Genomic DNA, 12,190 nt, shown 5'->3' with positions numbered 1-12,190 from the left:
GCCCACATCGGCCTTCCTAAAACTCAGTGACTGCAGGGAGCATTTTTAATGCGCGTCATTCTTTTCAGCAGCCAGACCTACGACCGCGACAGCTTTCTCGGCGAGCCGCTGCCGGCAGGTGTAGAGCTGCAATTCCAACCGGCCCGCCTGAACCTCGACACCGTGGCCCTGGCCGAACACCACGAAGTGGTCTGCGCCTTTATCAACGATGACCTCAGCGCACCAGTGCTGGAACACCTGGCCGCCGGCGGCACGCGCCTGATTGCCCTGCGCTCGGCCGGTTACAACCATGTCGACCTGGCCGCCGCCCAGCGCCTGGGCCTGAGTATCGTGCGCGTACCGGCCTACTCGCCCCACGCGGTGGCAGAGCATGCGGTTGCGCTGATCCTGGCCCTCAACCGCCGCTTGCACCGCGCCTATAACCGCACCCGCGATGGCGATTTCAGCCTGCACGGGCTCACCGGGTTCGATTTGGTCGGCAAAACCGTCGGCGTGGTCGGCACCGGGCAGATCGGCGCCACCTTTGCCAAGATCATGGCCGGGTTCGGCTGCCAGTTACTCGCCTACGACCCATTCCCCAATCCGCAGGTCCAGGCCCTTGGCGCCCGCTATGTAAACCTGCCAGAGCTATTGGCCCAGACACAGATCATCAGCCTGCACTGCCCGCTGACCGCCGACAGCAAACACCTGATCAACGCACGTTCCCTGGCACAGATGCAGCCTGGCGCCATGCTGATCAACACCGGACGCGGTGGCCTGGTGGACACGCCAGCCCTGATCGAGGCCCTCAAGAACGGCCAACTCGGCTACCTGGGCCTGGATGTGTATGAGGAAGAGGCCCAGTTGTTTTTCGAGGATCGCTCCGACCTGCCGCTGCAGGACGACGTACTCGCACGCCTGCTGACCTTTCCCAACGTGATCATCACTGCCCACCAGGCATTCCTGACCCGTGAAGCGCTGGCGGCAATCGCAGCCACCACGCTGGCCAACATTGCCGCGTGGGCCGATGGCCAGCCGCAGAACCTTGTGCAAGGTTGATCAGCGGTCATATACCAGGCTCATGATAGGCCGGCACCCGTGATAGGATGCCGCGCCTATTTGGAGGATCCATGGCCGAACACGATTTCCGCTTCAGCTTGCTGAGCCCGCAACACACCCTGATCGAATGCCGCGCCCTGGTGCCGGGCCGTTACCAGGTCACCGGCAACGGTGGTTCGATCAAGCATGGCGACGTCTTGATCGTCACCCTGCGCGGCAGTAAAACCCTGTCGATGCGCCTGACCGTCGAAGGTGACGCGCGCTATTCCATTCGCCCGGCGGGCCAGTGGGTCGCCATGGCCCAGGGGCCGAAATTCGGCGAGCTGGAAATTCACACCTGGAAGGTCAACTGCGACAGCTGCGACAGCCTGCTGGAGTTTGAATTCGCCGTGGAAACCAAGCTGGCCAAAGAGCCGCTGCAACCGGCCGCCAATGCGCGCATCAAGGAACTGGGCTGGGCCAGCGAAGGCGACAAGCACCGCTGCCCGAAATGCCAGCAGGCTGCGCAATGAAAGGCGTGCTGCTCGCCGCCCTCGGTGTGGCCCTGACGGGCTGTGCCGGTGACGCGGTAAAGCTGCAGCAAGACCACAGCTACGTGGTGGAGTGGATTGGCGAACGGCCGTTGATGGATTACGCGCACCTGACCGTCACCCTCGGCGCCGATGGCCGCGCCTACGGCAATGGCGGCTGCAACCACTGGTTTGCGCCGTACACCGTCGAAGGCCGGACGCTCAGTTTCGGCAAGATCGGCAGCACCCGCAAACTCTGCGCCGAAGCCTTGATGGAGCAGGAGCACCGCTTCTTCCAGGCCCTGCAAGGTGTGCAGCGCTGGGATATCTCACCGATCGAGCAAACCCGGTTCTGGCCGGCTGAAGGCAAGCCGATTCGACTGTGGCTGGAAGAAGGCTGATCCAAAGTCAGACTGGATCGGCTTTTCTGTGGGAGCTGGCTTGCCTGCGATAGCATCACCGCGGTGTAGCTGATACACCGCGCCAACCGCATCGCAGGCAAGCCAGCTTTCACAGATTTAACCACGCAGGGCTTTGAGCTTGGCCAACACGCCTTCTGCCGTCTGCTCACCCATCAGCTGTTCACGCACCTTGCCTTTGTCATCAATGATGTAAGTCACCGGCAGCGCCTCGCTGCGTGGAATATCGAAAATCTCTTCCGGGTTCTGCGCCAGCACCGTGAACTTGATCCCCAACTTCTCGCTGGCGGCCTTGAGTTCTTCACCCTGCACGTTGTCGAAATTGACCCCGAACACGCCCACGTTCTGGCCTTTCAACTGTTCGGCCAAGGTATTCAGTTCCGGAATTTCCGTGCGGCACGGGCCACACCATTCGGCCCAGTAATTGACCACCACCCATTGTTTGTCCAGGCGTTCGGCCGCCACTTTCTTGCCATATTGGTCAACGCCGTAATCGTTACCGCAGCCGCTGAGCAGCAGGGTTGTGATGATCGCCAATGCACCGATCAGTCGCCTAGTCATGGGGAAATCCTTCGCAAAAAATGAACGTTGGCTGCGACCTATCGCCTCTTACGGTTTAAGGACGGGTCGCCGCGCAGGTAGAATACCCGCCACCTTACGCAAGATGCGACCCGCACATGACCGATCTGACGCTTTATCACAACCCGCGCTGCTCGAAATCGCGCGGTGCGCTTGAACTGCTCGAAGCCCGCGGCCTGACCCCTACCGTTGTGCGCTACCTCGAAACGCCGCTGGACGCCGCGCAACTCAAGGCCTTGCTCAGCAAACTGGGGATCAGCGCACGCCAACTGCTGCGCACCGGCGAAGACGAATACAAAACCCTCAACCTGGCCGACGCCAGCCTCAGCGAGGCGCAGTTGATTGCCGCGATTGCCGAGCACCCGAAGCTGATGGAACGCCCGATCCTGGCAACCGCCGACAAAGCCATCATCGGCCGCCCACCGGAAAACGTGCTGGAGTTGCTGCCGTGACCGCGCCCTATGTGCTGGTGCTGTATTACAGCCGCAATGGCTCGGTCAGCGAAATGGCTCGGCAGATTGCCCGCGGCATCGAGCAAGGCGGCCTCGAAGCCCGCCTGCGCACCGTACCGGCGATTTCCACGGAGTGCGAAGCCGTGGCGCCGAGCATCCCGGACGAAGGCGCGTTGTATGCAAGCCTGGATGATCTGAAGAATTGCTCGGGCCTGGCCCTGGGCAGCCCGACGCGCTTTGGCAACATGGCCGCGCCGCTCAAGTACTTCCTCGATGGCACCAGCAACCTGTGGCTCACCGGCGCACTCGTCGGCAAGCCAGCCGGCGTGTTCACCTCCACCGCCAGCCTGCACGGCGGCCAGGAAACCACACTGATGTCGATGCTGCTGCCGCTGCTGCACCACGGCATGCTGATCACCGGCCTGCCCTACAGCGAACAAGCCTTGCTCGACACCCAGGGCGGCGGCACGCCATATGGCGCCAGCCACCATTCCGGGCCGGACGGCAAACGCATGCTCGATCAGCACGAAATCACCCTGTGCCGGGCACTCGGCCTGCGTCTTGCCACCACCGCCACGCTGCTGGAGAACGGCCGTGGCCAGAAAGCCTAAGGTCCTGCCGCCCCAGGCGTGGCTGGAACCACGGGTCAAGGTGGCACGCGTACTGAGCCTGGTGGCTTTTTTAGGGCTGGTGGGCTTGCTGTGCGTGAATTACCTGTTCATCGCCGACCTGCACGGTGCGCGCCCATGGGTGATCCTGCTGATCGAGCTGGTGCCACTGCTGGTGCTGGCGCCGGGCATGCTGCTGGGCAGCGCGCGCGGGCATTCGTGGATGTGTTTTGTGGTGAACCTGTATTTCATCAAGGGCGCACTGGCAGCGTATGACCCGAACCGCCAGTGGTTCGGGGTGCTGGAGATGCTGGCGAGTCTGGCGGTGTTTTGTTCCGCGCTGTTGTATGTGCGGTGGCGGCATCAGTTGAATCGGCGGTTGGCGGCAGATTTGCAGCCTGCCTGAAGACCGCTATCGCAGCGATGCGGCGACCCGACAAGCCAGCTCCCACACTTGGAATGCATTCCCCTGTGGGAGCTGGCTTGCCTGCGATCGGATCAACTCAGTCTCAATGATTCACCGTGTAAGCCAGCATCATCGACAACTGGCACATCGGCCGCCCACTCTCGGCATGCCATTGGTTAAACGCACCCTGCACCGTCGCCAAATCCCGCAGGCTGGTCGGCGCCTTGTCGACGATCTTCTGTGCATTCAAGGCCGCCACCACGTCATCACTCGGCACAAACGTGTCCTTGCCGACCATGCGCAAAAAGCGCGGCGCCGACAGCCCGCCCAACTGGTGGCCGTGCTTGCTCAGGTACTTCCACAAGCTGACGATATCAGTCACCGGCCAGTCGGCGATAAACGCGCCAAAGCTGCCTTTTTCCTGCTCGATGTCCAGCATCATTTGCGCATTGCGCGGCACACTCTTGAGCTTGCCCAGGTGGCGGATGATGCGCGTGTCCTGCATCAAGCGTTCCAGGTGCTCGGCGCCCATCAGCACGACTTTTTCCGGATCGAAGCCGAAGAACACCTGCTCGAACGCCGGCCATTTTGCATCCACCACGCTGTGCTTCAAGCCCGCGCGAAATACGCGCAGCGCCAGGGTCGACAGGTAGCGATCATCACTGATCTTGCGCAATTGCGCCGGGGTCTTGGGTACAGGCAGGTGGGCTTCCAGCTCGGCCGCTGAACCAAAGCGGTTCAGACAATATTCGTGCAGCCACTTGTAATCGCGCATGCCCTCTCCTGGCAGTTGAATTGAAAACGGCGCCCGTGAGCGCCGTCTTTCAGAGCGTTGAAACGTCTTAGAGGTTCACCACATTGACGAAGCGCGAAGCGGCGGTTTCGTCAATTTTAAGGCTGCTGAAATCGAACAGGTTGCGGTCGGCCAGTTGCGACGGCTGCACATTCTGCAAGCTGCGGAAGATGCTTTCGGTGCGGCCTGGGGTTTTGCGCTCCCATTCCACCAGCATCTCCTTGACCACCTGGCGCTGCAGGTTTTCCTGGGAGCCACACAGGTTGCACGGGATGATCGGGAATTGCTTGAAGTCGGAGTAAGCCTGGATGTCTTTCTCGTTGCAATACGCCAGCGGGCGGATCACTACGTTACGCCCGTCATCGGCGCGCAGCTTGGGCGGCATGGCCTTGAGCGAGCCGTTGAAGAACATATTGAGAAAGAAGGTCTCAACGATGTCGTCACGGTGGTGCCCCAAGGCCATCTTGGTCGCGCCGATCTCATCGGCAAAGGTGTAAAGCGTGCCACGGCGCAGGCGTGAGCACAGCGAGCAGGTGGTTTTGCCCTCGGGGATCAGCTCCTTGACCACCGAATAGGTGTCTTTTTCGACAATGTGGTACTCCACGCCCAGGTCTTTCAAGTAGGCCGGCAGCACGTGCTCCGGGAAGCCCGGTTGTTTCTGGTCCATGTTGACGGCAACGATCTGAAACTGGATCGGCGCGACCTTTTGCAGGTGCAGCAGCACGTCGAGCAGGGTGTAGCTGTCTTTGCCGCCGGAGAGGCAGACCATGACCTTGTCGCCGTCCTCGATCATGTTGAAATCGGCGACCGCTTCCCCGGCCAGGCGACGCAGGCGTTTTTGCAGTTTGTTCTGGTTGACCGTAAGAGTGCCCATGGCGCTTGGATCCGCTAGAGGTGTGTGACGAAAAGCGCAGCATTTTACGCAAAAATACTTCAATGGGCGACGCCGATCCAATGTGGGAGCTGGCTTGCCTGCGATGGCGGTGTGTCAGCAACTAATACATCACTGATCCACCGCTATCGCAGCGATGCGGCGACCCGACAAGCCAGCTCCCACAGTAGAACCCGTTATCCCTGACAGACCTCACCGCGATTAGCGCCCATGTTTACAGCGCAATTTGCTCTAAAGCCCTACAGTTTTTCCGGTCATCACTTCCTATACTGCGACGTAAGGTCGCACAACTATCCAGGACCTTATGTGGCCATTTGGCCCGTGGGCGCTCCGATGGGGGGCGATGGTAATAACGACAGGAGTGACTGGCATGATCCATCACGTCGTGGGGCTGTTTACCCATCCCGACCAGGAATGGCGGGAAATTCGTGGCGATAAGGAAGAAAGTATCGGCCACATGTACCTCACTCACACTTTGATTCTCGCGGCGATCCCCGCCGTATCGGCTTTTATCGGCACCACCCGGGTCGGCTGGGTGATCGGCAGCCGCGCCCCGGTCATGTTGACCCAGGAAAGTGCGTTGTGGATGACCCTCATGTCCTACGCGGCGATGCTCGGCGGCGTGGCGGTGATGGGCGCATTCATCCATTGGATGGCCCGCACCTACGACGCCAGCCCCAGCATGGCGCGCTGCGTAGCGTTTGCCACCTACACCGCGACCCCGCTGTTTATCGGCGGGCTCGCGGCGCTCTATCCGCATATGTGGCTGGGCATGGTCGTGGGCACGGCGGCTATCTGTTACACGGTGTACTTGCTGTATGTGGGGCTGCCGACGTTTATGAACATCGACCCGGACGAGGGCTTTCTGTTTTCCAGCTCGGTTTTGGCCGTGGGCCTGGTGGTACTGGTGGCAATCATGGCGTTTACCGTGATCGTCTGGGGGCTGGGCGTAGGCCCGATCTACACCAACTAAGCTGATCAACCGCAGGCAAAGCCACCGCAAGGTGGCTTTGTGCGTCATGCATGACCATTCGGCGCCTGACAGATTCGGAAACACCTGCTTTTGCGGCATACTGGACGTCTCTGGAGATATGGTCAGCATGCCCGAGCAACTCAATACCCGCGTCGAAGATTGTTTCCTACAAGCCGAATCCTTTTTTAAACGAAGCTTCAAACGCCCCCAGGTCAGCCTCAAGCTACGGGGCCAGAAGGCCGGTGTCGCGCATTTGCACGAGAACCTGCTGCGCTTCAACCCACAGTTGTACCGCGAAAACAGCCAGCACTTCCTCAAACAGACCGTGGCCCATGAGGTCGCGCATCTGATCGCCCACCAGTTGTTTGGCGAGCGCATCCAGCCCCATGGCGAGGAATGGCAGCTGATCATGCGCGGGGTTTACGAACTGCCGCCGGATCGTTGCCACACCTATGCGATCAAGCGCCGCCAGGTGACCCGGTATATCTACCGTTGCCCCTGTGCCGACAGCGATTTCCCGTTTTCGGCCCAGAGGCATGGGCTGGTGAATCAGGGGCGGCGGTATTTGTGTCGGCGGTGTCGGCATACCCTGGTGTACACAGGGGAAACTCGGGTGGAGTGAGGGCCTCATCGCGGGCAAGCCAGCTCCCACATTTGACCGCGCCGCCTATCTAATGTGGGAGCTGGCTTGCCTGCGATGGCGTCAGATCAGGCACTAACCAACAACCTTGGCCCGCCGCAACTCGTCTATCCGCTGAGCACTAAACCCCAACTCAGCCAGCACTTCATCACTGTGCACCCCCACCGCCACACCGATATGCCGAGGCTGCGGCAAACCCTCGGAAAACTTCAACGGGCAGGCCAGTTGCGCCTGGGTCGAGCCATCACCCCGTGGCACCTGGCTGACCAACTCCCGCGCCTGCAACTGGGGATGTGCCAGCGCTTCACTCAGGCTCAGCACCGGTTCGACACACGCATCCACCCCGGCGAACAACTCACACAGCTCGTCAAAGCTGCGCTTCTCAAACTCGACCTGTAACGCCAGCTTCAGGGCTTTTTGCTGCTCGGGTTTCAAGCTTTGCATGGCCAGCTCCGGCCTTCCCAACGTTTCGCACAATTGCCGCATAAACGCCGGTTCCAGGCTACCCACCGACATCCAGCGCCCATCACGCGTGCGATAGTAATCGTAGAAGCTGCCGCCGTTGAGCACATGGCTCTCCCAATCCGGCTCGACCCCACAGGCCAGGTAGCCCGCACCGGCCATGGCATTCAGGCTGAACGAGCAGTCGGTCATGCTCACATCCAGGTATTGGCCGACGCCACTGTGTTGGCGGGCTATCACGGCGGCGAGCAACCCCACCACAGCGTGCAACGAACCACCGCCGACATCCGCCAATTGCACGCCCAGCGGCAACGGCCCGCTGTCCTGGCGGCCGGTGTAACTGGCCACGCCAGCCAACGCGAGGTAGTTGATATCGTGCCCGGCGCGGTCTTTATAAGGCCCGGTTTGACCGTAGCCGGTGATCGACACATAAATCAGCCGGGGGTTGAGCGCCTTCAGCGCCTCATAACCCAGGCCCAGACGCTCCATTACCCCAGGCCGGAATTGCTCAAGGACAATGTCATAGTCCTTGACCAGCTCACGCACGATCTGCAGCGCTTCGGCCTGCTTGAGGTCCAGTGCCAGGCTGCGCTTGTTGCGATTGAGGTACGCGTGGCTCGCCGAGGTGCCCTGATCATGGGGCGGCAGCACGCGCAGCAGGTCCATGCGCGTGGCCGATTCGATACGCAGCACCTCGGCGCCCATGTCCGCCAGCATCAGGGACGCGAACGGGCCAGGCAGCAAGGTAGAAAAATCCAGCACTTTGAGGGACGCCAAGGGACCTGACATGAAGACTCCATTTCGTTTGCGTATGCCCATAGCCTAGGCAGCCTTGCGCCTGGCGGCAATCGTCAGAACAATCACCGAGAGTGACCGTTTTGATCACGGCGGGCTTTTTCGCGGCGGCGGCTTTATCATTGGCTCAGGTTTGCTTGCAGAGTGTTCCATGAAGTTTGCGATTGCAGTATTTTCCGCCGCCCATGCGCCCTCCTCGCGCCGCGCCTTGCTGTTCGCCCAGGCAGCGCTGGCCGGTGGGCATGAGATTGTGCGGCTGTTTTTTTATCAGGACGGCGTGTACAGCGCTGCCAATAACATCGTTGCGCCCCAGGATGAGCAGGACATTGCCCGCAAGTGGCGTGAGTTTGTCAGCCAGCATCAGCTCGACGGCGTGGTGTGCATCGCCGCCGCCTTGCGCCGTGGCGTACTCAATACTGAGGAAGCCACGCGTTATCAACGCAGCGCGGTGAACCTCGACGCGCCGTGGGCGTTGTCGGGCCTGGGGCAATTGCATGACGCCATCCAGGCTGCCGACCGCCTGATCTGTTTTGGAGGGCCGTGAGATGGCCAAGTCTTTATTGGTGATCAGCCGCCAGGCACCGTGGTCCGGGCCAAGTGCGCGCGAGGCGCTGGATATCGTATTGGCCGGTGGCGCTTTTGACCTGCCGATCGGCCTGCTGTTTATGGACGATGGCGTGTTCCAGCTGGCAACCCATCAGGATGCCAAGGCCGTGCAGCAAAAAGACCTCAGCGCCAACCTGCAGGCGTTGGGCCTGTTCGGCATTGATGAGGTGTTTGCTTGCAGCCACAGCCTTGCCGAGCGCAGCCTCGCGACACCTGCCAGCGCACAGGCACTGGACAGCGCCGCGATCGCCCACTTGATTGACCGTTATGACCAGGTGATGACCCTCTGATGTCGACTTTGCATGTGGTATCTCACTCCCCGTTTACCGATAGCCGCCTGGCCAGTTGCCTGCGCGTGTGCGGCGCCGAGGACGCTATCCTGCTGTGTGGCGATGGCGCCTACGGCCTGCACAACGCAGCCCTGCAAACCCGGGGCGTGAAGGTCTTTGTCCTGGCCGAAGACATGCAGGCACGCAACCTGCCCCTGCCGGACTGGGCCGACAGCGTCGACTACCCAGGTTTTGTGCAGCTGTCGATCGACTACGACAAGGTCAACACCTGGTTATGAACACCCTGACCGTAGGCGAACGCACGCTGGAACTGGACAAGGACGGCTACCTCGTCGACCTGGATGACTGGTCCATCGACGTGGCCAATGCCCTGGCCGCCGCTGAACCCCTGGAATTGACCGCCGAACATTGGGAAATCCTCGAACTGCTGCGCGGGTTTTACGCAGAATTTCAGCTGTCCCCGGCCACACGCCCGCTGATCAAGTACACCGCTTTAAAGCTCGGCACGGACAAGGGCAACAGCCTGCACCTCAACAAACTCTTCAATGGCACCCCCGCCAAACTTGCCGCCAAGCTGGCGGGCCTGCCCAGGCCGACGAATTGCTTATGACCGACTTTGCCCCGCTGACCCTTGAACCCCCCGCCGAGCACCCGTTTGCGCAGTTCGTGCGCATCCTGGGCAAAGGCAAGCGCGGCGCGCGCAACCTCACCCGTGAGGAAGCCCGCGAAGCCATGGGCATGTTGCTCGACGAAAAAGTCGAAGACACCCAGCTCGGCGCCTTCCTGATGCTGCTGCGCCATAAGGAAGAAAGCCCGGAAGAACTCGCCGGTTTCACCGAAGCCGTGCGCGAACGCCTGAAGGCGCCGGCGCTGAATGTGGACATCGATTGGCCGACCTACGCCGGTAAAAAACGCCACCTGCCGTGGTATCTATTGGCGGCCAAGTGCCTGGCGCAAAACGGTGTGCGCATCCTGATGCACGGCGGCGGCGCCCATACGGCGGGCCGCTTGTACACCGAGCAATTGTTGCAAGGCCTGCAAATCCCGCTGTGTCGCAACTGGCAACAGGTCGAGACGGCCTTCGAGCAAGGCAACCTGGCGTTTATCCCACTGGGTGACTGGGCGCCACAACTGCAACGCATGATCGACTTGCGCAACACCCTGGGCCTGCGCTCACCGATACACTCCCTGGCGCGCCTGCTCAACCCGCTGAATGCGCGTTGCGGCTTGCAAAGCATTTTCCACCCCGGTTACCAGGGCGTGCACCGCGATGCCAGCGGCCTGCTGGGCGATAACGTGATTGTGGTGAAAGGCGATGGCGGCGAAGTCGAGATCAACCCCGACACGATCAGCCACTTGTATGGCACCACCGGCGGTCAGAGTTGGGACGAAGAATGGCCCGCCCTCTCCGCCCAGCGCCACGTCAAACCGGCCAGCCTGGAACCCGAGCATTTAAAAGCCTTGTGGCGCGGTGATGTCGAGGACAGTTACCCACAACTCGCGCTGATCGCAACCATGGCCCTGGCCCTGCGCGGCCTCGGCCACGCTCGGGAACAGGCGTTCGAATTGGCCCGGCAATTCTGGGATGCGCGGGATAAATCGATTTAATCGATGATTACCGCCCGGTCTTTGCGCTTTTAGTTCGAACTCATCCCTTTAGACTGGGCTCCAACGCTTATTAGCCAAGGAGCCAGTCATGGGTTTGCTGATCGAAGGACACTGGAAAGACCAGTGGTACGAAAGTAGCGCAGACGGCGCGTTCCAGCGCGAGCAGGCGCAACGGCGCAATTGGGTGACCGCCGATGGCGAGCCCGGCCCCAGCGGCGACGGCGGTTTCAAAGCCGAGGCCGATCGCTATCACCTGTATGTTTCCCTGGCCTGCCCGTGGGCCCATCGCACGCTGATCCTGCGCAAACTCAAGGGTTTGGAAAGCTTGATCGACGTGTCTGTGGTCAGTTGGCTGATGTTGGAAAATGGCTGGACCTTCGACAAGGCTCACGGCTCGACGGGCGATAAGCTCGACGGCTTCGACTTCATGCACCAGCGCTACACCACAGACACCGCCGATTACACCGGGCGTGTCACCGTACCAGTGCTGTGGGACAAGAAGCTCAAGCGCATCGTCAGCAATGAGTCGGCGGAGATCATCCGCATGTTCAACAGCGCGTTTAACGGGCTGACCGGCAATACTCTGGATTTCTACCCCGAAGCCCTGCGCTCAACGATCGATACGTTGAACGAGCGCATCTACCCCGCCGTGAACAATGGCGTGTACCGCGCAGGTTTTGCGACCTCGCAGCAGGCATATGAAAGTGCATTTGATGATGTGTTTGCCGAGCTGGATCGCCTGGACCAGCACTTGGCTGAGCAGCGCTACCTGGCCGGTGAATACCTGACCGAAGCCGATGTGCGGCTGTTCACCACTCTGATTCGCTTTGATGCGGTGTATTACAGCCACTTCAAATGCAACCTGCGGCGGATTGCCGATTATCCGAACTTGTCGAACTGGCTAAGGGATCTGTATCAGTGGCCGGGCGTGGCCGAGACGGTGGATTTTGCGCATATCAAGGGGCATTACTATGCGAGCCATCGGACGATCAACCCGACCGGGATTGTGCCGAAGGGGCCGTTGCTGAGGTTTGATGCCGAGCATGATCGGGTGCGGTTGAGCGGTAAAGGTGTCTGGAACTGAAAACACCTTGTGGCGAGGGAGCTTGCTCCCGCTGGG

At 60.8% G+C, this 12,190-nt stretch carries 18 protein-coding genes; 14 read left to right on the top strand and 4 right to left on the bottom strand.

Going from position 1 to position 12,190, the window contains the following annotated elements; translation table 11 throughout:
* The first annotated feature begins 48 nt into the window (after window positions 1-48).
* The 3 genes from ACQY47_RS26915 to ACQY47_RS26905 all read left to right on the top strand — a co-directional run bounded on the left by ACQY47_RS26915 (window position 49) and on the right by ACQY47_RS26905 (window position 1,948).
* Entirely contained in the window at window positions 49-1,038 is a 990-nt protein-coding gene (locus ACQY47_RS26915) for a 2-hydroxyacid dehydrogenase (RefSeq protein WP_428553367.1), read from the top strand.
* A 71-nt stretch (window positions 1,039-1,109) separates the two neighbouring features.
* The gene (locus ACQY47_RS26910; RefSeq protein ID WP_017136572.1) at window positions 1,110-1,550 is read left to right on the top strand and encodes a hypothetical protein; all 441 of its coding nucleotides are present in this window, start codon (window positions 1,110-1,112) and stop codon (window positions 1,548-1,550) included.
* Complete coding sequence (locus ACQY47_RS26905) at window positions 1,547-1,948, top strand: META domain-containing protein (protein ID WP_017136573.1); 402 nt, start codon at window positions 1,547-1,549, stop codon at window positions 1,946-1,948. The genes ACQY47_RS26910 and ACQY47_RS26905 overlap by 4 nt, the downstream gene beginning before the upstream one ends.
* A 117-nt stretch (window positions 1,949-2,065) precedes the next feature.
* On the opposite strand, the gene ACQY47_RS26900 is transcribed toward ACQY47_RS26905, so the two are convergent.
* The gene (locus tag ACQY47_RS26900) at window positions 2,066-2,527 is read right to left on the bottom strand and encodes a TlpA family protein disulfide reductase (protein WP_017136574.1); all 462 of its coding nucleotides are present in this window, start codon (window positions 2,525-2,527) and stop codon (window positions 2,066-2,068) included.
* 116 nt (window positions 2,528-2,643) lie between these two features.
* Between ACQY47_RS26900 and arsC the strand changes: the two genes are divergently transcribed.
* The 3 genes from arsC to ACQY47_RS26885 are packed head-to-tail and all read left to right on the top strand — an operon-like array spanning window position 2,644 to window position 4,011.
* Window positions 2,644-2,997 carry an arsenate reductase (glutaredoxin) gene (gene arsC, locus ACQY47_RS26895; protein ID WP_169988278.1) on the top strand — a complete coding sequence of 118 codons (354 nt, stop codon included), beginning with the start codon at window positions 2,644-2,646 and terminating at the stop codon, window positions 2,995-2,997.
* Window positions 2,994-3,608, top strand: a complete 615-nt coding sequence (gene wrbA, locus ACQY47_RS26890) for an NAD(P)H:quinone oxidoreductase (RefSeq protein WP_017136576.1) — start codon at window positions 2,994-2,996, stop codon at window positions 3,606-3,608. Before arsC ends, wrbA begins: the two co-directional genes overlap by 4 nt.
* Window positions 3,592-4,011 carry a DUF2069 domain-containing protein gene (locus ACQY47_RS26885; protein ID WP_428553361.1) on the top strand — a complete coding sequence of 140 codons (420 nt, stop codon included), beginning with the start codon at window positions 3,592-3,594 and terminating at the stop codon, window positions 4,009-4,011. The genes wrbA and ACQY47_RS26885 overlap by 17 nt, the downstream gene beginning before the upstream one ends.
* A 103-nt stretch (window positions 4,012-4,114) precedes the next feature.
* Here ACQY47_RS26885 and ACQY47_RS26880 read toward each other — a convergent pair whose 3' ends face one another.
* Entirely contained in the window at window positions 4,115-4,786 is a 672-nt protein-coding gene (locus tag ACQY47_RS26880; RefSeq protein ID WP_099548017.1) for a DNA-3-methyladenine glycosylase I, read from the bottom strand.
* 67 nt (window positions 4,787-4,853) lie between these two features.
* Complete coding sequence (gene ttcA, locus ACQY47_RS26875; RefSeq protein ID WP_428553358.1) at window positions 4,854-5,678, bottom strand: tRNA 2-thiocytidine(32) synthetase TtcA; 825 nt, start codon at window positions 5,676-5,678, stop codon at window positions 4,854-4,856.
* Between the two features lie 388 nt (window positions 5,679-6,066).
* On the opposite strand from ttcA, the gene ACQY47_RS26870 reads away from it, so the two are divergent.
* Together ACQY47_RS26870 and ACQY47_RS26865 are read left to right on the top strand one after the other, a co-directional pair.
* Complete coding sequence (locus ACQY47_RS26870; RefSeq protein ID WP_099548019.1) at window positions 6,067-6,669, top strand: Yip1 family protein; 603 nt, start codon at window positions 6,067-6,069, stop codon at window positions 6,667-6,669.
* Window positions 6,670-6,796: 127 nt separating this feature from the next.
* Window positions 6,797-7,291, top strand: coding sequence for a SprT family zinc-dependent metalloprotease (locus ACQY47_RS26865; RefSeq protein ID WP_064454959.1), 495 nt, complete (start codon window positions 6,797-6,799; stop codon window positions 7,289-7,291).
* A 93-nt stretch (window positions 7,292-7,384) separates the two neighbouring features.
* Here ACQY47_RS26865 and ACQY47_RS26860 read toward each other — a convergent pair whose 3' ends face one another.
* Window positions 7,385-8,560, bottom strand: a complete 1,176-nt coding sequence (locus tag ACQY47_RS26860) for a CaiB/BaiF CoA transferase family protein (protein ID WP_428553354.1) — start codon at window positions 8,558-8,560, stop codon at window positions 7,385-7,387.
* A 157-nt stretch (window positions 8,561-8,717) separates the two neighbouring features.
* Here ACQY47_RS26860 and tusD point away from each other — a divergent pair, with 157 nt between their 5' ends.
* From tusD to ACQY47_RS26830, 6 genes are all read left to right on the top strand, one after another.
* Complete coding sequence (gene tusD / locus ACQY47_RS26855; protein ID WP_056861885.1) at window positions 8,718-9,110, top strand: sulfurtransferase complex subunit TusD; 393 nt, start codon at window positions 8,718-8,720, stop codon at window positions 9,108-9,110.
* 1 nt (window position 9,111) lies between these two features.
* Entirely contained in the window at window positions 9,112-9,462 is a 351-nt protein-coding gene (gene tusC / locus ACQY47_RS26850; RefSeq protein WP_428553350.1) for a sulfurtransferase complex subunit TusC, read from the top strand.
* Window positions 9,462-9,740, top strand: a complete 279-nt coding sequence (gene tusB / locus ACQY47_RS26845; RefSeq protein ID WP_065931003.1) for a sulfurtransferase complex subunit TusB — start codon at window positions 9,462-9,464, stop codon at window positions 9,738-9,740. The genes tusC and tusB overlap by 1 nt, the downstream gene beginning before the upstream one ends.
* Window positions 9,737-10,072: a TusE/DsrC/DsvC family sulfur relay protein gene (locus ACQY47_RS26840; RefSeq protein ID WP_428553347.1), complete on the top strand. Its 336-nt coding sequence runs from the start codon at window positions 9,737-9,739 to the stop codon at window positions 10,070-10,072. Before tusB ends, ACQY47_RS26840 begins: the two co-directional genes overlap by 4 nt.
* Window positions 10,069-11,070 (top strand): glycosyl transferase family protein, encoded by a 1,002-nt coding sequence (locus tag ACQY47_RS26835; RefSeq protein ID WP_428553344.1) that lies wholly within the window; start codon window positions 10,069-10,071, stop codon window positions 11,068-11,070. The genes ACQY47_RS26840 and ACQY47_RS26835 overlap by 4 nt, the downstream gene beginning before the upstream one ends.
* A gap of 88 nt (window positions 11,071-11,158) precedes the next feature.
* Window positions 11,159-12,154, top strand: coding sequence for a glutathione S-transferase family protein (locus ACQY47_RS26830; RefSeq protein ID WP_428553341.1), 996 nt, complete (start codon window positions 11,159-11,161; stop codon window positions 12,152-12,154).
* Window positions 12,155-12,190 lie beyond the last annotated feature (36 nt).

Source organism: Pseudomonas edaphica (genome assembly GCF_965277385.1).
Taxonomy (GTDB): Bacteria; Pseudomonadota; Gammaproteobacteria; order Pseudomonadales; family Pseudomonadaceae; genus Aquipseudomonas; species Aquipseudomonas edaphica.
The sequence above is the reverse complement of the archived record's forward strand: the minus strand, read 5'-3'. Positions and strand labels throughout refer to the sequence as shown.

Bases quoted from the DNA above. Each gene is read 5' to 3' on its own strand.
- ACQY47_RS26915 (WP_428553367.1), top strand. From the start codon at position 49: ATGCGCGTCATTCTTTTCAGCAGCCAGACCTACGACCGCGACAGCTTT.
- ACQY47_RS26910 (WP_017136572.1), top strand. From the start codon at position 1,110: ATGGCCGAACACGATTTCCGCTTCAGCTTGCTGAGCCCGCAACACACC.
- ACQY47_RS26905 (WP_017136573.1), top strand. From the start codon at position 1,547: ATGAAAGGCGTGCTGCTCGCCGCCCTCGGTGTGGCCCTGACGGGCTGT.
- ACQY47_RS26900 (WP_017136574.1), bottom strand. From the start codon at position 2,527: ATGACTAGGCGACTGATCGGTGCATTGGCGATCATCACAACCCTGCTG.
- arsC (WP_169988278.1), top strand. From the start codon at position 2,644: ATGACCGATCTGACGCTTTATCACAACCCGCGCTGCTCGAAATCGCGC.
- ACQY47_RS26880 (WP_099548017.1), bottom strand. From the start codon at position 4,786: ATGCGCGATTACAAGTGGCTGCACGAATATTGTCTGAACCGCTTTGGT.
- ttcA (WP_428553358.1), bottom strand. From the start codon at position 5,678: ATGGGCACTCTTACGGTCAACCAGAACAAACTGCAAAAACGCCTGCGT.
- ACQY47_RS26870 (WP_099548019.1), top strand. From the start codon at position 6,067: ATGATCCATCACGTCGTGGGGCTGTTTACCCATCCCGACCAGGAATGG.
- ACQY47_RS26865 (WP_064454959.1), top strand. From the start codon at position 6,797: ATGCCCGAGCAACTCAATACCCGCGTCGAAGATTGTTTCCTACAAGCC.
- ACQY47_RS26860 (WP_428553354.1), bottom strand. From the start codon at position 8,560: ATGTCAGGTCCCTTGGCGTCCCTCAAAGTGCTGGATTTTTCTACCTTG.
- tusD (WP_056861885.1), top strand. From the start codon at position 8,718: ATGAAGTTTGCGATTGCAGTATTTTCCGCCGCCCATGCGCCCTCCTCG.
- tusC (WP_428553350.1), top strand. From the start codon at position 9,112: ATGGCCAAGTCTTTATTGGTGATCAGCCGCCAGGCACCGTGGTCCGGG.
- tusB (WP_065931003.1), top strand. From the start codon at position 9,462: ATGTCGACTTTGCATGTGGTATCTCACTCCCCGTTTACCGATAGCCGC.
- ACQY47_RS26840 (WP_428553347.1), top strand. From the start codon at position 9,737: ATGAACACCCTGACCGTAGGCGAACGCACGCTGGAACTGGACAAGGAC.
- ACQY47_RS26835 (WP_428553344.1), top strand. From the start codon at position 10,069: ATGACCGACTTTGCCCCGCTGACCCTTGAACCCCCCGCCGAGCACCCG.
- ACQY47_RS26830 (WP_428553341.1), top strand. From the start codon at position 11,159: ATGGGTTTGCTGATCGAAGGACACTGGAAAGACCAGTGGTACGAAAGT.